Annotated in this window: 20 protein-coding genes and 1 tRNA gene; 5 read left to right on the forward strand and 16 right to left on the reverse strand. The window is 71.2% G+C overall.

The features are described from left to right. Positions 1-27: 27 nt before the first annotated feature. From ACN27F_RS13515 to ACN27F_RS13550, 8 genes are all read right to left on the reverse strand, one after another. On the reverse strand, positions 28-1,326 hold the full coding sequence (locus tag ACN27F_RS13515) for a sulfate adenylyltransferase subunit 1 (protein ID WP_421433734.1): 1,299 nt from the start codon (positions 1,324-1,326) through the stop codon (positions 28-30). Next, positions 1,326-2,237 carry a sulfate adenylyltransferase subunit CysD gene (gene cysD, locus ACN27F_RS13520; protein WP_421433735.1) on the reverse strand — a complete coding sequence of 304 codons (912 nt, stop codon included), beginning with the start codon at positions 2,235-2,237 and terminating at the stop codon, positions 1,326-1,328. Before cysD ends, ACN27F_RS13515 begins: the two co-directional genes overlap by 1 nt. 84 nt (positions 2,238-2,321) lie before the next feature. Then, a complete protein-coding gene (locus ACN27F_RS13525; protein ID WP_421433736.1) occupies positions 2,322-3,197 on the reverse strand; it encodes a 3'(2'),5'-bisphosphate nucleotidase CysQ in 876 nt (291 codons plus the stop codon). 113 nt (positions 3,198-3,310) lie between these two features. Next, positions 3,311-3,898 (reverse strand): aminoacyl-tRNA hydrolase, encoded by a 588-nt coding sequence (gene pth, locus ACN27F_RS13530; protein WP_421433738.1) that lies wholly within the window; start codon positions 3,896-3,898, stop codon positions 3,311-3,313. A gap of 74 nt (positions 3,899-3,972) precedes the next feature. After that, entirely contained in the window at positions 3,973-4,608 is a 636-nt protein-coding gene (locus ACN27F_RS13535) for a 50S ribosomal protein L25/general stress protein Ctc (protein ID WP_421433739.1), read from the reverse strand. Positions 4,609-4,906: 298 nt separating this feature from the next. After that, entirely contained in the window at positions 4,907-5,887 is a 981-nt protein-coding gene (locus ACN27F_RS13540; RefSeq protein ID WP_421433740.1) for a ribose-phosphate diphosphokinase, read from the reverse strand. A 63-nt stretch (positions 5,888-5,950) separates the two neighbouring features. Then, positions 5,951-7,453: a bifunctional UDP-N-acetylglucosamine diphosphorylase/glucosamine-1-phosphate N-acetyltransferase GlmU gene (glmU, locus tag ACN27F_RS13545; RefSeq protein WP_421433741.1), complete on the reverse strand. Its 1,503-nt coding sequence runs from the start codon at positions 7,451-7,453 to the stop codon at positions 5,951-5,953. 90 nt (positions 7,454-7,543) lie between these two features. Next, positions 7,544-7,615: transfer RNA gene (locus ACN27F_RS13550), tRNA-Gln, on the reverse strand. A 183-nt stretch (positions 7,616-7,798) separates the two neighbouring features. Between ACN27F_RS13550 and ACN27F_RS13555 the strand changes: the two genes are divergently transcribed. Both ACN27F_RS13555 and ACN27F_RS13560 read left to right on the forward strand, forming a co-directional pair. Beyond that, complete coding sequence (locus ACN27F_RS13555; protein WP_421433742.1) at positions 7,799-8,770, forward strand: acyl-CoA desaturase; 972 nt, start codon at positions 7,799-7,801, stop codon at positions 8,768-8,770. A gap of 183 nt (positions 8,771-8,953) precedes the next feature. Next, on the forward strand, positions 8,954-9,559 hold the full coding sequence (locus ACN27F_RS13560) for a TetR/AcrR family transcriptional regulator (RefSeq protein WP_421440179.1): 606 nt from the start codon (positions 8,954-8,956) through the stop codon (positions 9,557-9,559). On the opposite strand, the gene ACN27F_RS13565 is transcribed toward ACN27F_RS13560, so the two are convergent. The 6 genes from ACN27F_RS13565 to ACN27F_RS13590 all read right to left on the reverse strand — a co-directional run bounded on the left by ACN27F_RS13565 (position 9,537) and on the right by ACN27F_RS13590 (position 15,494). After that, the gene (locus ACN27F_RS13565; protein ID WP_421433743.1) at positions 9,537-10,022 is read right to left on the reverse strand and encodes a DUF4383 domain-containing protein; all 486 of its coding nucleotides are present in this window, start codon (positions 10,020-10,022) and stop codon (positions 9,537-9,539) included. The genes ACN27F_RS13560 and ACN27F_RS13565 overlap by 23 nt on opposite strands. Before the next feature lie 80 nt (positions 10,023-10,102). Then, a complete protein-coding gene (locus ACN27F_RS13570; protein WP_421433744.1) occupies positions 10,103-10,558 on the reverse strand; it encodes a DUF4383 domain-containing protein in 456 nt (151 codons plus the stop codon). 139 nt (positions 10,559-10,697) lie between these two features. After that, complete coding sequence (locus ACN27F_RS13575) at positions 10,698-12,575, reverse strand: ABC-F family ATP-binding cassette domain-containing protein (protein ID WP_421433746.1); 1,878 nt, start codon at positions 12,573-12,575, stop codon at positions 10,698-10,700. A gap of 5 nt (positions 12,576-12,580) precedes the next feature. Beyond that, positions 12,581-13,537 carry a 4-(cytidine 5'-diphospho)-2-C-methyl-D-erythritol kinase gene (locus tag ACN27F_RS13580; RefSeq protein WP_421433747.1) on the reverse strand — a complete coding sequence of 319 codons (957 nt, stop codon included), beginning with the start codon at positions 13,535-13,537 and terminating at the stop codon, positions 12,581-12,583. A 73-nt stretch (positions 13,538-13,610) separates the two neighbouring features. Next, a complete protein-coding gene (gene rsmA / locus ACN27F_RS13585; RefSeq protein ID WP_421433748.1) occupies positions 13,611-14,495 on the reverse strand; it encodes a 16S rRNA (adenine(1518)-N(6)/adenine(1519)-N(6))-dimethyltransferase RsmA in 885 nt (294 codons plus the stop codon). A 78-nt stretch (positions 14,496-14,573) separates the two neighbouring features. Further along, entirely contained in the window at positions 14,574-15,494 is a 921-nt protein-coding gene (locus ACN27F_RS13590) for a TatD family hydrolase (RefSeq protein WP_421433750.1), read from the reverse strand. 117 nt (positions 15,495-15,611) lie between these two features. Here ACN27F_RS13590 and ACN27F_RS13595 point away from each other — a divergent pair, with 117 nt between their 5' ends. Further along, entirely contained in the window at positions 15,612-16,961 is a 1,350-nt protein-coding gene (locus tag ACN27F_RS13595; RefSeq protein WP_421433752.1) for a hypothetical protein, read from the forward strand. A gap of 23 nt (positions 16,962-16,984) precedes the next feature. Here the strand turns inward: ACN27F_RS13595 and metG are convergent, their stop codons facing one another. After that, on the reverse strand, positions 16,985-18,787 hold the full coding sequence (gene metG / locus ACN27F_RS13600) for a methionine--tRNA ligase (RefSeq protein ID WP_421433754.1): 1,803 nt from the start codon (positions 18,785-18,787) through the stop codon (positions 16,985-16,987). A gap of 127 nt (positions 18,788-18,914) precedes the next feature. Here metG and ACN27F_RS13605 point away from each other — a divergent pair, with 127 nt between their 5' ends. Continuing rightward, positions 18,915-19,838, forward strand: coding sequence for a hypothetical protein (locus ACN27F_RS13605; RefSeq protein WP_421433755.1), 924 nt, complete (start codon positions 18,915-18,917; stop codon positions 19,836-19,838). A 35-nt stretch (positions 19,839-19,873) separates the two neighbouring features. Then, positions 19,874-21,595 (forward strand): dolichyl-phosphate-mannose--protein mannosyltransferase, encoded by a 1,722-nt coding sequence (locus ACN27F_RS13610; RefSeq protein ID WP_421433756.1) that lies wholly within the window; start codon positions 19,874-19,876, stop codon positions 21,593-21,595. A gap of 212 nt (positions 21,596-21,807) precedes the next feature. Here ACN27F_RS13610 and ACN27F_RS13615 read toward each other — a convergent pair whose 3' ends face one another. After that, entirely contained in the window at positions 21,808-23,745 is a 1,938-nt protein-coding gene (locus ACN27F_RS13615; protein ID WP_421433757.1) for a hypothetical protein, read from the reverse strand. Positions 23,746-23,755: the final 10 nt, after the last annotated feature.

A 23,755-nucleotide genomic window follows, 5' to 3' on the forward strand; every position in this document is an offset into this window, starting at 1 on the left:
TGGCCGGGCCGACCGCACGCGAATGGATCAGGCCGCCTCGATGATCATGCCGGCGGCGGCGGTCCGGTTGGTCTGCTCGTCGATCAGAATGAACCCGCCGGTGGTCCGGTTGCGCCGGTACTCGTCGGTGAGCAGCGGCACGGTGGTCCGGAACCGGACCCGGCCGATGTCGTTGAGACCGAGCTGGCTGGCCGTCTCGTCGCGGTGCAGCGTGTTCACGTCGAGCCGGTACTGCACTCCCCGGACCACCGCCCGGGCGCTGCGGGTGGTGTGCTTGATCGCGTACTTGCCGCCGACCTGCAGCGGCCGGGTCTCGTCCATCCAGCAGATCATCGCCTCGACGTCCTGGGCCGGGGTGGGCGCGTTGTGCGGCCGGCAGATCAGGTCGCCCCGGGAGATGTCGAGCTCGTCGGTGAGCCGGACGGTGACCGACATCGGTGGGAACGCCTCGGCCACCGGGCCGTCGGCGGTCTCGATGCTGGCGATCCGACTGGTCAGCCCGGACGGCAGCACCATCACCTCGTCGCCGGGCTTGAGCACCCCGGAGGCGACCTGGCCGGCGTAGCCCCGGAAGTCTGTGACCGTGGTCGACTGCGGCCGGATCACGTACTGCACCGGGAAGCGCACGTCGACCAGGTTGCGGTCGGAGGCGATGTGCACGTGCTCCAGGTGGTGCAGCAGCGACGGGCCTTCGTACCAGGGGGTCTTCTCCGACCGGGTGGCGATGTTGTCACCGTGCAGCGCGGATATCGGAATGACCGACAGGTCCGGCGCCTCCAGCTTGGCGGCGAAGCTGGTGAACTCGTCGGCGATGGTCTCGAAGATCTCCTGGGACCAGTCGACCAGGTCCATCTTGTTCACGCACAGCACCAGGTGTGGCACCCGCAGCAGGGAGCAGAGAAAGGCGTGCCGGCGGGACTGCTCGACCAGCCCTTTGCGGGCGTCGACCAGGATCAGCGCCAGGTCGGCGGTGGAGGCCCCGGTGACCATGTTGCGGGTGTACTGGATGTGCCCGGGGGTGTCGGCGATGATGAACTTGCGCCGTGGGGTGGCGAAGTAGCGGTACGCGACGTCGATGGTGATGCCCTGTTCCCGCTCGGCGCGCAGGCCGTCGGTGAGCAACGCCAGGTTGGTGTACTCGTCGCCGCGGGCAGCGCTGACCGCCTCGACCGCTTCCAGCTGGTCGCTGAACAGCGACTTGGTGTCGTAGAGCAGCCGGCCGATCAGCGTCGACTTGCCGTCGTCGACGCTGCCGGCGGTGGCGAACCGCAGCAGGTCCATGGACCGGGTGGTGGAGGCGTCAGTCGCCTCGGCCGTCACCGTCATCAGAAGTAGCCCTCCCGCTTGCGGTCCTCCATCGCGGCCTCGCTGACCCGGTCGTCGCCGCGGGTCGCCCCGCGCTCGGTGATCCGGGTGGCGGCGACCTCGTCGATCACCTTCTCCACGGTGTCCGCCGGGGAGCGGACCGCCGCCGTGCAGGAGGCGTCACCGACGGTACGGTAACGAACCTGTTCGATGAACGGCGTCTCACCGGAACGGGGCTGGATGAACTCGTTGACGGCGTAGAGCATGCCGTCGCGTTCGATCACCTCACGCTCGTGGGCGAAGTAGATCGACGGCAGATCGATCTGCTCCCGGGCGATGTAGTGCCAGACGTCCAGCTCGGTCCAGTTGGACAGCGGGAAGATCCGGATCGACTCGCCGGCGTGGTGCCGGCCGTTGTACAGCGACCAGAGCTCGGGACGCTGGTTCTTCGGGTCCCACTGGCCGAACTCGTCGCGGAACGAGAAGACCCGCTCCTTGGCCCGGGCCTTCTCCTCGTCCCGGCGGGCCCCGCCGAACAGGGCGTCGAACCGGTACTTCTCCACGGCCGCCAGCAGCACCGGCGTCTGGATGCGGTTGCGCATGCCGTCCGGCGACTCGCTGACCAGGCCGGACTCCAGGGCCTCGGGCACGCTGGCCACCACCAGCTGCAGGCCGAGCTCGTCGACCCGGCGGTCGCGGTAGTCGAGCACCTCGGGGAAGTTGTGCCCGGTGTCGACGTGCATCACCGGGAACGGGATCCGGGCCGGCGCGAAGGCCTTCTGCGCCAGCCGCAGCATCACGATGGAATCTTTGCCGCCGGAGAAGAGCAGCACCGGCCGCTCCAGCTCGGCGACGACCTCACGCATGACGAAGATGCTCTCCGCCTCCAGCGCGTCCAGGTGGGAGACGCGGTAGGCGGTGGCGCCGCTCATTGCGGCCGTCCCTGGGCCGAGGTCATCCGAAGCTTGGTCATCCGAATACCAGACCTTTCCGGTTGGCAAGCTGGAGATAGATGGTCAGGATACCTGCAGATGCCGTCGCAACGCTGCGAGCAGTTTGCTGGCAAGATCCCGTCGGCATACCACCAAATCTGGCAGCCGCGGGTTGGCCTCGTTGTATTGCAGCGCAGATCCGTCGATCCGGGAAGCGTGCAGTCCGGTGGCGGTCGCCACGGCCACCGGCGCCGCCGAGTCCCACTCGTACTGGCCGCCGGCGTGCACGTAGGCGTCCGCGTCGCCGGCGATCACCGCGGCGATCTTCGCCCCGGCCGAGCCCATCGGCACCAGCTCGGCGCCGATCTCCTCGGCCAGCGCGGTGACGAAGGCGGGCGGGCGGCTGCGGCTGGCGGCCAGCCGGATGACGCCCGGGCCACCCGAGCCGGTCGGACCCCCCGAGCCGGTCGAGCCCGGCGTCGGCATCGGCGGGTACGGCGGTGGGTACTCGGTGCTGATCGTCCGGTGCTGTGCGGGCAGCGCCACCGCGCCGGCGACCAGCCGGTGCGTGGTGGACGCGTTGCGTGACCAGAGCGCCACGTGCACCGCCCAGTCGGTACGGCCCTCCTCGGAGAACTCCCGGGTGCCGTCGAGCGGGTCGATGATCCACACCCGGTCGGCGGTGAGCCGGGACGGACCTGCGTCGGCGTCGGCAGGGCCGGCGGTCGGGTCCGGCAACGCCTGGCGGGCGCCGTCGTCCTCCTCGGACAGCACCGCGTCGGCCGGCCGCCACCGGCCCAACTCGGTGCGCAGCAGATCGTGCGCAACCTTGTCTCCGGCCGATTTGAGCGCCTTCGGGTCGGCGTACCCCAGCTCTGCGCGGACCTGTAGCAGCGACTCGCCGGCGCGCCCGGCGAGCCAGCGGGCGAATGCGGCGTCGGTTACCGGCGGCGTGGTCATCTGGCTCCTCTCCTGCCGGCCCGGCGGTTGCGGGCCGGTTGCCCGGGATCCACGGGCGCGGCTGCGCCCGGTTCACGATCCAGCTGTCCCAGGTGTAACGGACAGCTTCCCGTTCAGGTGCTGTGGTACGTGTTCTGCGCCCACTCGAGTCCACGGACGACGACCGCTTCCACCAGGTCAGCGGCCCGGTCGACCAGATAGTCGAGTTCTTTTCGTTCAGTTGCCGAGAAATCTGACAAAACGTAGTCCGCCGGATCCTGACGACCTGGCGGGCGTCCGATGCCGAACCGAACCCGCAGATAGTCCTTGCTGCCCAGCGACCGCGACATCGAGCGCAAGCCGTTGTGGCCGCCCTCGCCGCCGCCGCGCTTGGTCCGCAGCCGCCCGTAGTCGATGTCCAGCTCGTCGTGCACCGCGACGACCTGCTCGACCGGCACCTTGTAGAACTGGGCGAGGGCGGCGACCGGCCCCCCGGACAGGTTCATGTAGGTCAACGGCTTCGCCAGGACGAGCCGTGGCCCGCCGAGGCCGAGCCGGCCCTCGCCGGTCTCGGCGGCGGCCCGGCGGTGCCGACTCAGCCGGGTGGCCAACCGTCCGGCGAGCAGATCGGCCACCATGAAACCGACGTTGTGCCTGTTGCGGGCATACTGCTTGCCTGGGTTACCCAACCCGACGACCAGCCACGGTGCCGTGTCCACCACACCTCCCGAAAACGGATCAAGGCGTCACCGTGCTGGCGGGGCCAGCGACGGGACGCCCGGATCGCAACGGCTGGTCAGGCCTGGGCCGGCTGCTCCGCGACCTCGGCGGCGCCTTCCTCGGTCGGAGCCTCGGCACCGGGCTCCTCGGTGTCCAGCTGCGCCGCGGTCGGCGCGGCCGAGACGACGACCAGCACGGTGGCCGGGTCGGCGGTCAGCTCGACGCCACGCGGCAGCGTGACGTCACCGGCGGTGATCTGGGAGCCGGCCTCCAGACCCTCGATGGACACCTCCAGCGACTCCGGCACGCGGGTCGCCTCGGCGCTCACCGCAAGGGTGTCGTGCTCGTGCATGACCAGCGTGCCCCTGGCCGGCTCACCGACCAGTTGCACCGACACGTCGACGGAGACCTTCTCGCCCCGGCGGACCAGCAGCAGGTCGACGTGCTCGAAGGTGTCCTTGACCGGGTCGCGCTGGATGGCCTTGGTCAGGGCGAGCGCCTGGGTGCCGTCGGAGATCTCGATGGCGAACAACTGGTTGGCGCCGCCGTGGCGGATCGCGGCGGCGAACTCGCGGGCGGGCAACGCGATGTGCTTGGGCTTCTCGCCGTGGCCGTACAGCACGGCGGGCACCTTGCCGGCCCGGCGGGTACGGCGGGCACCACCCTTACCGAACTCGGTGCGGGGCTCGGCGCTGATCTTTACCTCGGACACGGGAGTACTCCTGGAGTTTCGGCAGTGCGTGCGGGGGGCGAACGGGATCCGGCTCCGGAGAGCCGGACGTGATGTCGGCGGTGCCGGGCGAAGGGGCACGCAGGGCGCTCGTCCTCGGGGCAGTGCCCGGAGCACCGCGTCGATCACGGTGCTTCCGTGCTGGCAACGCTTGGTCAGCAGCGGCCCGCAGGGCACCCTCGCCGTGGCAACCGCACCAGTTTACCCGAGGCCGCTGAACTGGTTCAGGCAGTACCCGGTCAACGGGCCCGTCGGCTTCCCGGAGCCGACCGGACCGGGCTCAGCTGAGCCCGCCGAACAGAGTGGTGACCGAGCCGTCGTCGAACACCTCGCGGATCGCCCGGGCCAGCAATGGCGCGATCGACAGGACGGTCAGCTTGTCCAACTGCTTCTCGGTCGGCAGCGGCAGCGTGTTCGTCACCACCACTTCGCTGATCCGACTGTTCTTCAGCCGTTCGGTAGCCGGGTCGGACAGCAGCGCGTGGGTCGCGGCGACGATGATGTCCGACGCGCCGGCTTCGTACAGGATCTCCGCCGCTCTGGTGATGGTGCCACCGGTGTCGATCATGTCGTCCACGATCAGGCAGACCCGGCCCTCCACGTCCCCGACGACCCGGTTGGCCACCACCTGATTGGGCTTGAGCGGATCGCGGGTCTTGTGGATGAAGGCCAACGGACAACCACCGAGCCGGTCGGTCCAGCGCTCGGCCACCCGTACCCGGCCGGAATCGGGCGCGACCACGGTCATCGGTCGCCCGGCGAACTGGCTCTCGACGTAGCCGGCCAGGATGTCCATGGCGAACAGGTGATCGACCGGGCCGTCGAAGAACCCCTGGATCTGGGCGGTGTGCAGGTCGACGGTGAGGATCCGGTTCGCCCCCGCCGTACGCAGCAGATCGGCGATCAGCCGGGCGGAGATCGGTTCCCGGCCGCGGTGCTTCTTGTCCTGACGCGAGTACGGGTAGAACGGCAGCACCACGGTGATCCGCTTGGCCGAGCCCCGCTTGAGCGCGTCAATCATGATCAAGGTCTCCATCACCCAACGGTTCACGCCGTGGGTGACCGACTGGACGACGAACGCGTCCGAGCCACGGACCGACTCCTTGAACCGGACGAAGATCTCGCCGTTGGAGAATTCGTACGAGTCGGCCGGCGTGGGTGCGATGCCCAGCACCTCGCCGATCGCCTCGGCCAGCTCAGGAAACCCCCGGCCGGTGAAAAGCATCAGGCTTTTTCGGTTCTCGGCGACGATGCTACCCATCGAGACGTCTGCTCCCGTGCGGTGATAGCGGACGCCTACCTCTGCTGGTGACGCGCCGCGGGTCTAGTCAGTCGCAGTATCTCCCGGATCGCCGCCGCCGGCATCGGGATGGTGGTCGGCTTCACCGTCGGGGCGGGCAGCTGCGGCAGCGGCAGCGGCTGCCGCAGCGGCGGCGGGGGTACCGGGCCGGCGGGAGTGCACCCAGCCCTCGACCGCGCGCTGCGCCGCCCTGGTCACCGCGAGCGATCCGGGCGTGACGTCCTTGGTCACCACGCTGCCGGCGCCGACGTACGCGCCGGCGCCGATCTCGACCGGCGCGATCAGGCAGCTGTCGCAGCCGACGAAGGCCGCCTCACCCACGGTGGTGTGACTCTTGCGGACGCCGTCGTAGTTGACGAAGATCGTCGCCGCTCCGATGTTCGCCCGTGCGCCGATGGTGGCGTCACCGACGTAGCTCAGGTGTGGCACCTTGGCTCCGGCCCCGATCTGCGACTTCTTCACCTCGACGAAGGTGCCGACCTTGGCCCGCTCGTCGAGGTGCGCCTCCGGGCGCAGGTACGCGTACGGGCCGACGCTGGCTCCCGCGCCGATCCGGGCCTGTACGGCGTGCGAACGCAGCACCGTCGCACCCGCGCCGACCACCGTGTCGATCAGGGTGACGTCCGGCCCGACGCTGGCCCCGGCCGCGACCGTCGTCGCCCCACGGAGCTGGGTGTTCTGGTCGATCACCGCGTCGCGGTCCAGCTCGACGGTGACGTCGATCCAGGTCGTCGCCGGGTCCAGGATGCTCACCCCGGCGCGCATCCATCGCTCGTTGACCCGGTCGGCGAGCAGCCGACGCAGCCGGGCCAGCTCCACCCGGTCGTTGCAGCCCAGCGTCTCGGTGACGTCGGCGGCGACGTGTACGCCGACCGGCGCACCGGCGGCGGCGAGCAGCCCGACGGCATCGGTGAGGTACTCCTCGCCCTGGTCGTTGTCGGTGGACAGCTTGCCCAGCGCCTCGCGCAGCCCGGCCGCGTCGAAGGCGTAGATCCCAGCGTTGATCTCCCGGATCCGGCGCTGTTCGGCGCTGGCGTCGCGTTCCTCGACGATCCGTTCCAGGCCGCCGGTCGAGTCGCGGACGATGCGCCCCAGGCCGGTCGGGTCGGCGACCTCGGCGGTCAGCACGGTCGCCGCCGCACCGGCCGTTTCGTGCGCGGTGATCAGCTCGGTCACGGTCTGCGGGCGCAGCATCGGTACGTCGCCGTTGAGCACGACCACCGTGCCGGTGGTCTGCGGCGCGGCGGCCATCGCCAGGCGTACCGCGTGCCCGGTGCCGTGCTGCTGGGCCTGCAGGACCGGTCGGGCGGTCGGGGCGATCTCGCACAGGTGCGTGGTGACCTGCTCGGCGCGGTGCCCGACGACGACCAGGGTGCGCTCGGCGACGGCGGCTTCGGCGGCCGCCAGCACGTGCCCGACCAGGGTGCGGCCGAGCAGTGGATGCAACACCTTGGGTAGATTGGACTTCATCCGCTTGCCTTCGCCGGCGGCGAGGACGACCACGGTACGGGACCGGGGCTGGGTCACGAGAAATGCTCCCGTCAGGGCGGCGACACAGGTGCTGATCCGGTGCGACGCTCAACGTCGCCGACGGGTGACGCGCAACGTCGCGGGAAGCTCGGCCGCTAGGACTCGAACCTAGAATATCGGGACCAAAACCCGAGGTGTTGCCAATTACACCACGGCCGACCGCGCTACCCGCACAGCCTATCGCGCGGGACCGATCCCGTCGCGCTCCCGGTGCCGTCACCGCCCGGCCGCCCGCGACACCGCACAACCGTAGAAAACTACGGCTCCGTAGGTTACGGTGACGTAGGCGTAAGTTCCCAGACTTCACGCTTGTCGCCGTACCATCACCCGCTGCGAGGTGCCATGTCCACCGCCCTTCTCGAGTCACCACAGACCAATCCCGGACCCGCCCCCAAGCCGCTGACCGTCGGCAAGCAGTCGGCCGGCATCCTGATCGCCCTCGGGGCGTTCGTGGTCATCCCCTTCCTGGCGCTGATCGCCGCCGTCCCGGTCGCCTGGGGCGGCTGGCTCGGCTGGACCGACGTGGTCATCGGATTGGTCTTCTACGTGGTCGCCGGGCTGGGCATCACCGTCGGGTTCCACCGGTACTTCACCCACAACTCGTTCAAGGCGAAGCGGTGGCTGCGCATCACCCTGGCGCTCGCCGGCTCGCTGGCCATCGAGGGCAACGTGATCCAGTGGGTCGCCGATCACCGTCGCCACCACGCGTTCTCCGACGTCGAGGGCGACCCGCACTCGCCGTGGCGGTTCGGCTCCAGCGTCTGGGGCCTGACCAAAGGCCTGTTCTACGCCCACGTCGGTTGGTTGTTCCACCGCGACCTGACCAACCAGGAGCGGTTCACCCCGGACCTGCTCGCGGACAAGGACATCCGCCGGATCGACAAGCTCTTCCCGCTGCTGGTCGTCGTAACGATGCTCGCCCCCGCGCTGATCGGCGGCCTGGCCACCGGGTCCTGGCAGGGCGCGTTGACCGCGTTCTTCTGGGCCGGTCTGGTCCGGGTGGCGCTGCTGCACCACATCACCTGGTCGATCAACTCGGTCTGCCACGTCTACGGTGAGCGCCCGTTCGAGGTCCGCCAGGGCGACAAGGCGTCGAACTTCTGGCCGCTGGCCATCCTCTCCTTCGGCGAGAGCTGGCACAACCTGCACCACGCCGACCCGACCTGCGCCCGGCACGGCGTGCTGCGTGGGCAGATCGACATCTCCGCACGGGTCATCTGGCTGCTGGAGAAGACCGGCGCCGCGTCCAACGTCCGTTGGCCGAAACCGGAACGGATCGCTGCCAAGCGCGTCAAGTCGGTCACCGGCGCCTGAACGCCGACCGCTGCCCGAAATCCTGCCAGTGCCGGGCTACCTGTCAGGTAGCCCGGCACTGGCAGGATGAACCAAGTGACTGACAAGCCAATCACCAACGGTGAGGTTCCGGCGGACCGCACACCAACATCGGCGCCGGCACCGCCCGCCCCGGCGCCGGCAAAACCACATTCGCGGGTACGCATGTCCGCCGCGCAGCGACGGGAGCAGCTGATCACCATCGGCCGGCAGCTCTTCGCCGAACGCGGATTCGACGCCACCTCCATCGAGGAGGTGGCGTCCCGGGCGAAGGTCTCCAAGCCCGTGGTGTACGAACACTTCGGCGGCAAGGAAGGCCTGTACGCCGTGGTGGTGGACCGCGAGGTCCGCTCCCTGCTCGACCGGATCACCACCGCGCTGACCGCCGGACACCCGCGTGAGCTGCTGGAACAGGCCGCGCTCGCGCTGCTGGACTACATCGAGACGGAGACCAGCGGCTTCCGGGTCCTGGTGCGGGAGTCTCCGCTGCTCTCCGCCGCCGGCAACTTCTCCAGCGTGATGAACGACGTGGCGCACCAGGTCGAGCACATCCTCGGAGCTGAGTTCAAGAGCCGTGGCTACGATCCCAAACTCGCCGAGCTCTACTCGCAGGCGTTGGTCGGGATGGTCGCACTGACCGGCCGCTGGTGGTTGGAAGTGCGTAAGCCCCGCAAGGAGACGGTCGCCGCCCACCTGGTCAACCTGGCCTGGAACGGACTGTCACACCTGGAGGCCAAACCCAGCCTGCTCACTCGGCGCCGTACCCGCTGACCGCCGTACGCTCGGCGCGGCGGGTGCGGTCCTCGCCACCGGCGTCCCCGCTCGGACCCACCTTGTCGTACAGACCGGTCGCCAGGAAGATCAACCCGAAGATCAACGAGACGACGACGGTGGACATGGAGAAGTTGAGAAAGTTCGCCGACGTCTGCAACAGGCCCATCATCAACAGCCCGGTGACCATGAAGATCACCGCGATGGTCAGGTTCGCGTAGTGCCCGAGCCGGCCGCCGGCCAACGCGCCGATGAAGATCAACCCGCCGAAGGCCACCGACGAGAGGGCGAACGCCAAGTTGGTCCGCAGGCCCAGCACCCAGACGTCGTCCCGGGCGAACGGCGGTTCCCCCCAGGTGGCGATCGTCCCGGCGATCCCGAAGACCAGCACGTAGAGTCCGGTCAGTCCGGCGATGGTCCGGTACACCGGGCGGAGCGGATGGTTGACCGGAATGTGCACCATGGCCGCATCTTCCCGCGCGGCTCGGGGTGGCCGCAGCCGAACCACGACAACCGGCGGCCAGTCGGCCCGGCGCAGCCGGCTCAGTGCACCAGCCGGGCCCGCTCGGCGGCCTCGGCCTCCTCTGCGGTGCCGGTCTTGCCGTACATCGCGGTCATCAGCAGCACCAGACCAACGATCATGATCACGACGCAGGTGCTCATCGTGAAGTTGAAGATGTTGGCATCGGTACGCAGTACCGCCAACCCGGCCAGGCTCAGCACCAACAGCCCGTACGCCGACGCCTGGTCGATCGCGACGTCGACGTTGCGGCCCAGCACCACACCGACGATGATCACCACGCCCAGCGCCACGCACAGCACCGCAAAGCCCAGGTTCGTGCCCTGGCCGAGGGCCCGGGTCCCATCTTGGGCGAACGCCTCGTTGCCGCTGTTGGCGACGAGGCCGAAAACTCCGAAGACAATCAGGTAGAGACCGGTCAGTGCGCCGATCGCCCGGTAGATCGGCCGAGCAGGGTGGTTCACGGGGGTGTGCGCCATGGGGTCTGTCTCCAACGCCGGACGAGGGGTGACGAGGGGTGGTGCGACATAGGGGTGTCGCCGTGGATTGTCGCGCATCGGTCCCGGCCGGCGGCGCGTGGCCCTGCCCGGCAGCGGCCCGGATCACTGGCAGCGGCGCTCAGCCGACCCGGTCGGCGAGGGCGAGCCACCGCTCCTCGGTGCGGCCCCGCTCGGCCCGCACCTCGCGCAGCCGCGCGTCCAGCTCGGCGAGCCGGTTGAAGTCCGTGGCGTGCCTGGCCAGTTCCTCGTGCAGCGCCGCCTCCTGCTGTTCCAGCTTGCCGACCTGGCGTTCCAGTCGGGCGAGCTCCTTGCGGGCCGCCCGCAACTCGCCGGCGGACAGACCACTGCCGTCCTCGGCGTCCGCACCGGCGGTGGGCGTACTGGCGGTGGGCGTACCGGTCGCGTCCCCGCCGGTGGTCGATCCGGCCGACGGCGCCGCCGGTCCGACGGCCACCGGTCGCACCGCCGCGGCCACGCCACCGGCCGCCGCCCGCGACAGGTACTCGTCGACCCCGCCCGGCAGGTGCACCAGGCGGCCGTCGCCGAACATGCCGTACACCTCGTCGGTGACCCGCTCGATCAGGTAACGGTCGTGGCTGGCCACCAACAGCGTGCCCGGCCACGAGTCGAGCAGGTCCTCCAGGGCGGCGAGGGTGTCGGTGTCCAGGTCGTTGGTCGGCTCGTCGAGCAGCAGCACGTTCGGCTCCCCGGCGAGCAGCCGCAGCAGCTGCAACCGGCGCCGCTCGCCCCCGGACAGATCACTCACCGGAGTCCACAGCCGCCGGTCGGTGAAGCCGAACATCTCCGCGAACTGGGTGGCGGCGAGTTCCCGCTCGCCGAGCACCACCCGGCGGGCCACCTCCTCCACCGCTTCCAGCACCCGCAACTGTCCGGGCAGCTCCGCGAGCTCCTGGGACAGGAAGGCGGGCCGGACCGTCGCCCCGGTGACCACCCGGCCCCGCTGCGGCTCGCGTACCCCGGCCAGCAGCCGCAGCAGCGTCGTCTTTCCCGCGCCGTTGGCCCCGACCACGGCGATCCGGTCCCCCGGACCGACCTGCCAGGTCAGCCCGTCGAGGATCAGCTTGTCCCCGGCGTACGTGGTGACCCCGTCGAGTTCGTACACCTGCTTGCCGAGCCGGCTGGTGGCCAGCCGCTGCAGCGACACCGTGTCCCGGGGCGGCGGTACGTCGGCGATCAGCGCGTTGGCCGCCTCGATCCGGAACCGGGGCTTCGACGTACGCGCCGGGGGTCCGCGCCGCAACCAGGCGATCTCCTTGCGGAGCAGGTTCTGCCGACGTGCCTCGGTGGCCGCGGCCACCCGCTGACGCTCGGCGCGGGCCAGCGTCCAGGCGGCGAACCCGCCCTCGTAGGCCCGTACCGTCTGGTCGGCGACCTCCCAGGTGCCGGTGCAGACCGCGTCGAGGAACCACCGGTCGTGGGTGACCACGACCAGTGCGCCGCGCCAGCGTTGCACCAGATGGTCGGCGAGCCACGCCACCCCGGCGACGTCCAGGTGGTTGGTGGGCTCGTCGAGGACCAGCAGGTCGGCCGGACGGATCAGCAGCGCGGCCAGCGCGATGCGGCGCCGCTCGCCACCGGACATCGGGCCGACCGGCTGGTCCAGCCCGAGGTGCGGCATGCCGAGCCCGTCGAGCACGGTACGCACCCCGGCGTCGCCGGCCCACTCGTGCTCGGCGCCGAACCCCTCGGCCAGCCAGGCGGTGCCGAGTACGACGTCGCGAACGGTCGCCTCGCCGGCCAGGTCGACCGCCTGGGGCAGCGCGGCGGCCCGCAGGTCGCGACGATGGGTCACCCGGCCGGAATCCGGCTCCTCGGTCTTGCCGAGCAGCCGCAGCAGGGTCGACTTGCCCGCCCCGTTGAGACCCACCACGCCGATGCGGTCGCGGTCGTCCAGCCCCAGGGACACGTCGGTGAGCAGCTGGCCGGCGGCACCGTAGCCCTTGTCGACCCGGTCCAGGTTGACGATATTCACCATCGGGATCAGATTAACCGGGCACCTGGTACGGCGCCGTGGGTCAGGTGCACGTCCCGGCAGACCGCGGCGTCGTGCAACGCGTCGGCCACCGTCTCCGCCTGTGCCGTGTCGCGGGCCAGGAAGGCACAGGTCGGCCCGGAGCCGGAGACCAGGCCGGCGAGCGCGCCGGCGGCCACCCCGGTGTCCAGCACCTGGGCCAGCGCCGGGCGCAACGACAGCGCCGCCGGCTGCAGATCGTTGCCCAGCGCACCGGCCAGCACCTGCGGATCCCGTTGCCGCAGGGCGGCGAGCAGATCGTCGGGTGGTCCGACCGGATCCGGTGCCGCCCCGGCGGCCCGGAGCCGGTCGAGTTCGGCGTACACCGCCGGGGTGGCGAGGCCGCCGTCGGCCATCGCGAGCACCCAGTGCCAGGTGGCCGGGCGGGCGAGCACCGGGCTGACCGCCTCGCCCCGGCCGGTACCCAGCGCGGTGCCGCCGTGCAGCAGGAACGGCACGTCCGATCCGATGCTCGCGGCCAGGGTGGCCAGCTCGTCACGGGACAGCCCGATCCCCCACAGCTCGTCGCAGGCGACCAGGGCGGCGGCGGCGTCCGCGCTGCCGCCGGCCAGGCCACCGGCCAGTGGGATCTGCTTGCGCAGGTGCAGCCGGGCCTGAGCGGGCACCCGGGCGTACGCGGCGAGCGCCCGGACCGCCCGGATCACCAGGTTGGTCTCGTCCAGTGCCAGCTCACCGGTGCCTTCGCCGTCCATGGTGAGGGTGAGGGTGTCGGCGCGCCGGGCGGTCAGCTCGTCGTAGAGCGCGACCGCGTGGTAGACGGTGCTGAGCTCGTGATAGCCGTCCGGGCGCAGCGGCCCGACCGCCAACCGGAGATTGATCTTGGCAGGCACCCGTACCTTGACCGACCCGCGGGCACCGCGACGGAACCGCTCATCCTCGTCGTCCGGCCGCCACGCCTCGGTCACCGGGGGAAGCCCTGGATGGCCCCAGCCGTACCCGCGCTCATCGCGTACCTCCCGTAACGATCACGGCGCCAGCCTACTCGGCCGCTGGAGCGGCCACCGGCGCTGCCGCGGCGATCGCCGCGAACTGCGCGACGGTCAACGCCTCGCCCCGAACGCCCGGGTCCACCCCGGCGGCGACCAGGATCTCGGCGGCCAGTCGCGCGCCGCCGGCCCAGCCGGCGAGCGCCGCGCGCAGCGTCTTGCGCCGCTGGGCGAAGGCCGCGTCCACGACGGCGAAGACCCGCCGTCGGAACCGGTCGACAGGCTCACCGGGCGGGACCGGCGGCGGGTCACGGCGGGTGAAGGCGACCAGGCCGGAATCGACGTTCGGCACCGGCCAGAACACGCTGGGCGGCACCCGCCCGGCGGTGCGGGCGGCGGCGTACCAGGCCAGCTTGACCGACGGCACGCCGTACGTGCGGGAGCCGGGCGGCGCGACCAGCCGGTCGGCGACCTCCTTCTGCACCATCACCAGTCCACTGTCCAGGCCGGGCAGCTCGGCGAGCAGGTGCAGCACCACCGGGACCGCCACGTTGTACGGCAGGTTCGCCACCAGCGCGGTCGGTGCCGGAGCACCGAGGTCGGCGGCGGTGACCCGTAACGCGTCGACGGGATGCACGGTCAACCGGCCGGTGTCGCCGCCGTGCGCGGCGACCGTCGCCGGCAGCGCCCCGGCGAGCACCGCATCGATCTCCACCGCGTGCAGGTGACGGACCTGGTCGAGCAGGCCCAGGGTCAGCGAGCCGAGCCCGGGACCGACCTCGACCACGACCGCACCGGCCGGCAGCTCGGCGGCGGCCACAATCCGCCGTACCGTGTTCGGATCGTGCACGAAGTTCTGCCCGAGTCGTTTGGTCGGCGCGACCCGCAGGCGACCGGCCAGCTGGCGGATCTGCGCCGGACCGAGCAACTCGCTCACCTGGTCACTCTCGCCTGCCTGGTCACCATCGCCTGCCTGGTCACCATCGTCCTCGCCCACCCGGTCGCCACGGCGTGCCTACCACGGACCGAAGACCCGGTCACCGGTCGCCGAGATCGCCGCGCACAACTCGTCGAGGTCGGTGCCGATGGTGGCGGCCAGCGACCGCACCGTGTCCGGGATCAGGTAGGAAGCGTTGGGCCGGCCACGGTTGGGTACCGGGGTCAGGTAGGGCGCGTCCGTCTCCACCAGCAGCTGGTCGGTCGGGGTGATCTGGGCCGCCGCCCGCAGCGCCGACGCGTTGGCGAAGGTCACGGTGCCGGCGAAGCTGAGCACGAAACCCCGACGGACGCAGTCGGCGGCGAACTCGGCGTCGCCGGAGAAGCAGTGCATCACCACGGTGTCCGGCGCGCCTTCGGCGTCGAGCACCCGTAGTACGTCGGCGTGCGCGTCACGGTCGTGGATGATCAGCGGCTTGCCGTACCGCTTGGCGATCGCGATGTGCGCCCGGAAACTGGCCTCCTGCGCCGCCCGCCCGTCCGGGCCGGTACGAAAATGGTCCAGCCCGGTCTCCCCGATGCCCCGGACCCGCTCGGCGCCGGCGAGGGCCTCGATGCCGCGCAGCGCCTCGTCCAGGTCGGCCAGCCGGGGTGCCTCGTTGGGGTGCAGCGCCACCGTGGCCAGCACCGCCGGCACCCGGGTGGCGAGTTCGGCGCCCCACCGCGACGAGTCCAGGTCCACGCCGACCTGGACCAGCCGGTCCACGCCGACCGCCGCCGCGGCGCAGACGAGTTCGCCGACCGGGTCCCGGCCACCGCCGTGCCCGGGTGCCTGCGGCTCGGCCGCGGTCAGGTCGAGATGGGTGTGGCTGTCGATCACCGGCACCGGCAACGGCGCGGCCGGTGGCGGGAACTCACCGGCGCGGCGCGCGGCGCGCTCGCGCCGGGTCTCGGCGGGCGGACGGCGGGTCTCGGCGGGCTGTGTCATCGCCGCAAGCATCACACGCGCCCCGCCGCCCCGGTCAGCGGCCCGCCCGAGAGCCGGCCCCGGCGATGGACATGCACCGGTAACCAGGTATTCACCCAGTGATGTGAGCGGACGACTACCTTCAGCGCGGTGACCGTGAGCTCTGCGCGTGGTGGTGTCGCCGACGCCCCGGCCGGCCTGCACGTCAGCTACGGCGGTGCGGTCTACCCGGCCGAGGAGATCGCCCGTGGTGCCGCGTACCGGCTGGTCAGCCGCGACCGGGTGGCGGGCTTCCAGCCAGCCGGCCGCGACGGTACGACGTGGCAGCGGTACGTGCACGTCACCGAGATCGACGCGGTGCACGGTGCCCGCGCGGTGACGCTGGACGGTGGCGCACCGACCGTCGGCGGGCCGGAAACGCCGCTGATGGTGCCGCTGAGCCGCACGGCCACCTGGGCGAGCGTCCATCGGCTCAGTCAGAGCCCGGCGCGCGACGGAGGTCCCCACGGGAGTCCCGACCGGGATCGCGACCGGGATCGCGACCGGGATCGCGACCGGGATCGCGACCGGGATCGCGACCGGCAGCCGATGATCGCCACGATCCGCCGCACCGCCACCATCGCCCGGGGCACCCGGCTGATGAAGCTGCTCTCCGGCCGCCAGGCGGCCGGGTTCCTGCGCGGTTGGTCACCGGCCGGGTTCTGCTACCGGGAGTACGACATCGCCCACCTGCGCACCCCCGCCGACCTCGCGTTGCTGCGTACCGATGGTGCACTCGGCCGGGACGGTCAGGACGTCGCGTACGCGCTGCGGTGGCGGGCGATCGACCCGGTCGACTACGAGGCTCCGGTCGGGCCGGCGTACCAGGGGCTGGTGTCCATGCCCCCGCACGACCGGGTGGGCCCGCCGGTGCTCGGCACCGGGTTCACCCCGAGCGAGCGGCACCTCATCCCGGAGTTCGTCACCGCCGGGTTCACCGACGTGCCACTGCCGGCGAACGCCTCCCTGCTGGCGTACACCCCGCAGGGCACCGAGGTGGTGCTCTACCTCTTTCAGCCCGAGCAGCGGGGTTGGATCCGGATGGCCGGCCCGCAGTGGCGTCACCTGCTCGACGGCATCCCCGACATCTCCTCCGACCAGGAGTACCTGCCGACCGGCGAGGTCGCCCAGCCGACGCAGCTGGTCGGCTGGTACCGCGACCAGTGCTACGAGGCGGTCGCCGACCCGCCGGACGAGTTCCGCATCCTGGCGATGACCCGGGCCGCCCGCTACCCGGTGCAGTCCCTGGCCCGCCGGCTGCGGTTCGCCACCTGGCGCGGGGCCCGGTGCCAGGTGCTGCGACACGAGTCCGGATGGAGCCGGCTGCGGTTGTGCCAGCCGGCTCCGGAGTCGGTGGCCGCCCTCGGCGCACAGTGCTACGAGCGCGGGATCTACGAGGTGTGGGCCCCGACCATGGAAATCACCGACGAGGATCCGACGGACCTGCCGTACGAGTTGTGACCTCGCGGGTCGCCGACCGCCGGTCAGCCGCCGATGCGGGACAGTTCCTCGTCGACGATCGACTCGTCCAGCTTGCGGAAGACCGGCTTGGGCGCGGACAGCACCCGGCCGGCCACGATCGGCGTGGACACCCAGCGGGCGCCCCCGGTGTAGTCGCCGGTGAGGATCGGGTACGCCGGGCCGCCGTCCAGGTCGTCCACCTCGACGATCTCGGGCATCGGGGCGTGCACGCCGGTGCCGCCGAGCAGCTCGTGAATCCGCTGGGCCGAGTGCGGCAGGAACGGGGTGAGCAGCGTGTTGGCGTCACTGACCACCTGCAGCGCGACGTGCAGGATGGTGCCCATCCGGGGCTTGTCCGCGTCGCCCTTGAGTTTCCACGGTGCCTGATCGGACAGGTAGCGGTTGGCCTCGGCGACGACCCTCATCGCCTCACCGATCGCCTGCTTCTGCCGGTGCCGCTCGATCAACCCGCCCACCGTGGCGAAAGCGGCCCGGCTGGTCGCCAGCAGCGCCTCGTCAGCCGGGGTCAACCCGGCCGGGCCAACCGGTGGGATGGCGCCGAAGTTCTTCGCGGCCATCGAGATCGACCGGTTGACCAGGTTGCCCCAGTCGTTGACCAGCTCGTCGTTGTTGCGGCGGCGAAACTCGGCCCAGGTGAAGTCGGTGTCCTGGCTTTCCGGGCCGGCCACCGCGATGAAGTAGCGCAACGCGTCGGCGTCGTACCGGGCCAGGAAGTCGCGTACGTAGATGACGACCTGCCGCGACGAGGAGAACTTGCGGCCCTCCATGGTCAGGAACTCGCTGGACACGACCTCGGTCGGCAGGTTCAACCGGCCGAGCTGGCCGGGCTCGCCGTCCCGGTCGCCCGCGCCTGAATAGCCGAGCAGCAACGACGGCCAGATGACCGAGTGGAAGACGATGTTGTCCTTGCCCATGAAGTAGTACCCGCGGGCGTCCTTGCCCTCGCTGTCCGCCGTCCACCAGCGCCGCCACGCCTGTGGGTCGCCGCTGCGCCGGGCCCACTCGATCGAGGCGGACAGGTAGCCGATGACCGCGTCGAACCAGACGTAGATGCGCTTGTCGGCGCGGTCGCGCCAGCCGTCGAGCGGGATCGGCACCCCCCACTCCAGGTCCCGGGTGATCGCCCGGGGCTGCAGGTCGTCCAGCAGATTGCGGGAAAACCGTAGTACGTTGGGCCGCCAGCCGTCCCGCGAGTCGAGCCAACCGGCGAGCGCCTGGGCGAACGCCGGCAGGTCCAGGAAGAAGTGCTCGGTCTCCACGAACTTCGGCGTCTCGCCGTTGATCTTCGAACGTGGGTCGATCAACTGGACCGGATCGAGTTGATTGCCACAGTTGTCACACTGGTCGCCCCGGGCCGCGTCGTAGCCGCAGATCGGGCAGGTGCCCTCGATGTAGCGGTCGGGCAGGGTGCGGCCGGTGGACGGGGAGATCGCGCCCAGCGTGGTGCGGGCCACGATGTAGCCGTTGCGGTACAGCCCTTCGAACAGCTCCTGGACGACCTGGTAGTGGTTACCGGTGGTGGTCCGGGTGAACAGGTCGTAGGACAGGCCGAGCCCGTGCAGGTCCTGCACGATGACCCGGTTGTACCGGTCGGCGAGCTCGCGCGGGGTGACCCCCTCGTGATCGGCCTGCACCTGGATCGGGGTGCCGTGCTCGTCGGTGCCGGAGATCATGAGCACGTCGTGGCCGGCCATCCGCATGTACCGGCTGAACACGTCGGACGGGACTCCGAACCCGGACACGTGGCCGATATGGCGGGGGCCGTTGGCGTATGGCCAGGCGACCGCGGCGAGAACGTGGCTCATGCCGCCAGCCTAATGATTCGGCCGTACGGCACGCGAACGGGTTGTCCGGCCGGTCACCAGCGCGGCGGCCACGACACACCCCCGTGGCTTGGCCCGGACGCCGCCCGAACGGGTGTGAAATGGCGGGGTGACCCATGATCCAGCCGCCGCCGCGCCGGACGGCCAGCCGGTGGCGCAGCAGCCGGCCACCGTACGGCCGCGCGCTCCGGTACGGCGGAAACTGCCGAGTCCGTGGGCGGCGATCGGCCCCGAGGGCAGCTGGTGGCACGGTGGCAGCGCCGGCCCACCGACCGGCGGTGACGACGCCACCGACGAGCGGGCACCGCACGCCACAGACGAACCGGTACCGCACGCCACCGACGAGCGGGCACCGCACGCCACCGACGAACCGGCACCGACTCCGCCACCGGCGGCTCGGCCACCGACCCCGCAACGGCCCGCCCAACCACCGCCCGCCCAACCACCGCTACCCGCCCGAGCACCGCTCACCCAACCACCGCTCCCCGCACGACCGCGGGCGGCACGGCCGACGCGGCGGGCACGCCGCCGCCAGGTCAAGGTCCGTCGGCCGGTCACCGGGCTGGCCTGGATTCTGGTGCTGTCAGCGGCAGCCGCGTTCTTCGGCTGGGTCAGCGCCGAGCCCCTCTGGCTGGCCGCCGGTCGGGGCACCGCCGGCACCGCCACCGTCATCGGCTGCAGCGGCAGCGGGCTGAGCCAGCGCTGCCTCGGTGACTTCGTGGCGAACAGCGGCTTCGCCGTCGAACGGGTCCGGCTGCTCGGCGTTCCACCGCAGGCACAGCAGCACGGCACCCAACTGGCCGCGCAGATGCTCGGCCGGGAACGCGGTACCGCGTACGTCGCGGCCGACCTCGCCCTGCTGCACCTGCGCTGGACGGTCGGCTGGACGCTGGTCGGGGTCTGTGCCGTGGCGCTGGTCTGGGGCAGCGGTGCCCGGCGCCTGGCCACCAGACAGGCACGGTGTGGCGCGACAGCCGCCGCGCTGGCCGCGCCGATACTCGTCGCCGCCGGTTTTCTGGTCGCGACCTGGTAGATATATCGACGACTCAGAATGTATTTCGATGGACGATGTCCCCGGATCGTCGATCGGCAGCCTACGATCACTGGGTGATCTCGGCGGCAGCTTCGGACGCAGTGCATGACGACCCCGCTGGCCCGGCCGTTGTGGCCCGGCCCGCCAGCCCCGACGTGTCGGTTACGGCCGGTCCGCCCCGACCCGGGCCGCACGGTCGGCACACCGGGCCGCCCGAGCCGGCCGGTGCCGGCCTGCCAGCCATCCTGCGGCGCCGGCTGGCACCGCTGGACAACTGGTTGGATCCGTGGTCGTGGCTGGCCACCGGGGTAGTCGTGGTGATCGCGGCGGTGCTGCGGCTGGTCAACCTGGCCCACCCGTCACACACGATCTTCGACGAGGTCTACTACGCCAACGAAGCCAACGAGCTGATGCGCTACGGCTTCGAGTGGGACGAGAACAACAACACTCCGGCGTACGTGGTGCACCCGCCGCTCGGCAAGTGGCTCATCTCGCTCGGCATCCGGGTGTTCGAGTTCGACGCGTTCGGCTGGCGGATCTCGGCGGCGGTGGCCGGCATCCTGATGGTCCTGATTCTCACCCGTACGGCGCGCCGGTTGTTCCGCTCGACCGTGCTGGGTTGCACCGCCGGCCTCCTGCTCGCGCTGGACGGGTTCCACCTGGTGCTCTCGCGCACCGCGTTGCTGGACATCTTCCTGGCGTTCTTCGTCCTCGCCGCCTTCGCCGCGCTGGTGCTGGATCGGGACTGGAGCCGACGGCGCTGGCTGCGGGCGGTGGAGAACGGGCTCGACCCGGGCCTGCCCGGCCGGTCCGGCCGGCCAGCGCTGCGCGTGCCCTGGTGGCGGCTGATCGCGGCGCTCCTGCTCGGTTGCGGACTCGCCGTGAAGTGGAGCGCGGTGTGGTTCGTACCTGTATTCGGCCTGTTGGTGCTGCTGTGGGAGGTGGGTGCCCGCCGTTCGGTGGGAGTCCGCCGGCCGTGGCGGGACACGCTGATCGACGAGAGCGGCTGGCTGGTGCTCGGCGGTGTGCTGATCGTCTGCACCTATCTCGCCAGCTGGTCCGGCTGGCTGGCCACCGACGGCGGCTACCTGCGCCACTACCGCGCCGACAACGGCCTGCCCGAACCCCCGGGGATCGGCGCGCTGCTCAACCTGTGGCACTACCACCAGCAGGCGTACGGCTTCCACAGCACGCTGGAGACCGAGCACCGCTACCAGTCGTGGCCCTGGCAGTGGTTGTTGTTGGGCCGACCGGTCGCCTTCCACTGGACCGACCAGGCGACCTGCGGGGCGGCCAGTTGCGCCGAGGAGATCCTGCTGCTCGGCACCCCGCTGCTGTGGTGGTCGTTCCTGCCGGCCGTGGGCGCGCTGGTGTGGCTGGGTATCGCCCGACGCGACTGGCGGGCCGGCGCGATCCTGGCCGGGGTCGCCGCCGGTCTGCTGCCCTGGTTCTACTACGCCGCCGAGAACCGGACGATGTTCTCCTTCTACACCGCCCCGGCGCTGCCGTTCCTGGTGCTGGCGGTCACGTACGTACTTGGCGCGATCGCCACCCCGGCCCCGGCCGTCGGCGTCGGCGGGTACGGGACGCCGGGTCCGGTGAGCGGCGACCGCCGGATGGTCGGCGCGGTGATCGCCGGCGCGTACGTGCTGCTGGTGGCGATCTGCTTCGCCTATTTCTATCCGATTTTCGCCGGCCAGGCACTGCCCTACGAGGACTGGTCGGCCCGCATGTGGCTCGGCAACCGCTGGATCTGACCGACGATCTGGGCTGCAGGGCCTGGGTGGGCGAGGCCGGGGCACAAAGAGGCGCGCCCCGATCGCCTGCCACGGGGGAAGCGGGCGATAGGGGCGCGCGACTAAATCTTAACCAGGCAGACGTTGCTGCACAACGGGCCGGCCAGGGAGAGTTTGACGTTCCGCACGGGACAGCAAAAGTCCCAAAGCGCTCAGGTCAGCGGGTCTGCGGGTCAGCGGAAACGGTGCTGCAGGCTCCGCCGGTTCTGCCCCGGCGCGGTGCGGTCCAACTGGCGGCGGGCCAGTTCGGACTCCCGCCGACGTTGTTCAGCCACGTCACGCAGGGTCAGCACCAACCCACGCACGCCGCGCACCTTGCGTAGATCCCGACACCACACCTCCAGCAAGGTGTGACTGCCGTCCGGACGACGCAGCACCCACTGGTCGCCGGCAGCCCGGCCGGCATAGTGTTCAGCGCCGTCGCCGCCTGCCTCGGCGGACCCGGCGGGGTAGCCGATGCCACGACCCGCGCCACGTTCGCCGGCCTCGGCGAGCGTGCGGGCCACCTGGCCGTGGTCTTCGGGGTGGATCAGCTCACGCCAGTGGGCGAGCACCGGCAGCTCGATACCGAGCAGCTGGCCGCAGGGTGGGCTGGCGTACCGGATCCGGCCGTCCGAGTCGATGATCATCACCGCCTCGCCGACCGTGCCCGCGATGAGGTTCAAGTACCGGTCCCGGTCGCGGCGGGCCGATTCTTCGGTGGCCGCCATCCGGTGCAGCGCCGACGCGGCCAGCCCGGCGATCACCTCGATCGCGTCCCGGCTCGCGGTAAGCACGCCGTCGGCGGCGGCGACCAGCAACGCCGTACCCGAGCCCGCCGACTGGACCGGAGCCGCCAACGAGGCGACCACAGTGGTCGGCGCCGGCGCGAGCCGCGCCGCCAGCACCGGGTGCAGCAGCCGGGTGGGCAGGATCCGGCTGCGCAGCCGCCCGGCGTCGACCGGCAGCGGGTCATCCATCACCAACTGCGGCTGCCAGCCAGCCATCACCGCGGAGTCGATCTGCTCCGCGCCCGACTCCAGCGCCGACCGCTGGATGACGAAGAGCAACGTAGCCTCGGCACCGGCCGGCATCAGGTCGGTCACCGACCGGCGTACCGTCGCCGCGACATCGTCGACGGTCGTCGCGCCCAGCAACTCGGTGCCTGCCGTGCGCAGCGACCGTTCCCGGTTGACCGCGCTCCGGTGCTTGTCGACCGAGTCGATCACCCGGGTCACCGCCAGCAGCGTGGTCAGCCCCGCCGCCGCGGCGGCGAACAGACCGTCGGCGAGATCGGCGGCGGCCCCGGTGAAGGCCTGGATCAACAGCAGGACCGGAACGCTCAGGCAGGTCAGGGTCACCAGGCTGACCCGCATCGCGGCGACCTCGTCCCGGCTCGGCCACGCCACCGCGGTCAGCGGCGCCATGCTGCGGTGCAGGGCCGCTGCCCCCCAGGTCAGGTAGAAGACGAACCAGCCGAGTTCGACCGGGCCGCCCGGCTGCCAGCCGGCGCCCAGCTCGGCGATCGCGTAGCAGACGTCGGCGACGAGCATCGCGGCCGCGCCGGTGGTCAGCAGAAGCACGGCGGGGCTGCGCCACGCGGCGGCGGCCAGCCGCAGCATCACCACCACGACGAGGACACCGCCCAGGCTGTGCACCGCCAGCAGGGCTTTCTCCACCGCCGGCAGGTCCGTGTCGGCAATCGCGGGCTTCATCACCAGGATCCAGGTGATCAGCCCGGTGACCAGCACCAGGGTGAGCATGTCGAGCAGCCCGGACCGGTCCCGCAGCGCGAGCGAGGTCCGGGTCAGGCTCAGTACCCCGGCCGCGAGCAGGCCGAAGGTTGCCAGGTAGCAGACATCCGCACAGATCGCGAGTATGTCGCCGGCCGGCAGCCGCAGGGACAGTTCATAACAGACGTCGCCGCCGGCGAGGGCAGCCACCCCACCGGCGAACAGCAGCCAGGGAGCACGCCGGGGTGGACGGTGGCGGTGGATTCCCCAGCCGATCGCCCCGACGCTGACCGCCCCGATCAGTCCCCACCACAACGCCGCGGCACCGGGCAGCGTGAACACCGCTGTCGCGAGGGCACCCAGCACCGTGAGGTAACCGGTGAGGGTGTGCCGTGGCAACGGAACTCCT

It is taken from the genome of Solwaraspora sp. WMMB335 (genome assembly GCF_049179075.1).
In the GTDB taxonomy this organism is placed as follows: domain Bacteria; phylum Actinomycetota; class Actinomycetes; order Mycobacteriales; family Micromonosporaceae; genus Micromonospora_E.

What these genes read in the sequence shown, in the direction of transcription:
- ACN27F_RS13565 (WP_421433743.1), bottom strand. Translation starts at nt 10,022, where the DNA reads ATGGTGCACATTCCGGTCAACCATCCGCTCCGCCCGGTGTACCGGACC.
- ACN27F_RS13610 (WP_421433756.1), top strand. Translation starts at nt 19,874, where the DNA reads ATGTCCCCGGATCGTCGATCGGCAGCCTACGATCACTGGGTGATCTCG.
- ACN27F_RS13525 (WP_421433736.1), bottom strand. Translation starts at nt 3,197, where the DNA reads ATGACCACGCCGCCGGTAACCGACGCCGCATTCGCCCGCTGGCTCGCC.
- ACN27F_RS13570 (WP_421433744.1), bottom strand. Translation starts at nt 10,558, where the DNA reads ATGGCGCACACCCCCGTGAACCACCCTGCTCGGCCGATCTACCGGGCG.
- ACN27F_RS13560 (WP_421440179.1), top strand. Translation starts at nt 8,954, where the DNA reads ATGTCCGCCGCGCAGCGACGGGAGCAGCTGATCACCATCGGCCGGCAG.
- ACN27F_RS13590 (WP_421433750.1), bottom strand. Translation starts at nt 15,494, where the DNA reads ATGCTTGCGGCGATGACACAGCCCGCCGAGACCCGCCGTCCGCCCGCC.
- ACN27F_RS13555 (WP_421433742.1), top strand. Translation starts at nt 7,799, where the DNA reads ATGTCCACCGCCCTTCTCGAGTCACCACAGACCAATCCCGGACCCGCC.
- ACN27F_RS13575 (WP_421433746.1), bottom strand. Translation starts at nt 12,575, where the DNA reads ATGGTGAATATCGTCAACCTGGACCGGGTCGACAAGGGCTACGGTGCC.
- cysD (WP_421433735.1), bottom strand. Translation starts at nt 2,237, where the DNA reads ATGAGCGGCGCCACCGCCTACCGCGTCTCCCACCTGGACGCGCTGGAG.
- metG (WP_421433754.1), bottom strand. Translation starts at nt 18,787, where the DNA reads ATGAGCCACGTTCTCGCCGCGGTCGCCTGGCCATACGCCAACGGCCCC.
- ACN27F_RS13515 (WP_421433734.1), bottom strand. Translation starts at nt 1,326, where the DNA reads ATGACGGTGACGGCCGAGGCGACTGACGCCTCCACCACCCGGTCCATG.
- ACN27F_RS13540 (WP_421433740.1), bottom strand. Translation starts at nt 5,887, where the DNA reads ATGGGTAGCATCGTCGCCGAGAACCGAAAAAGCCTGATGCTTTTCACC.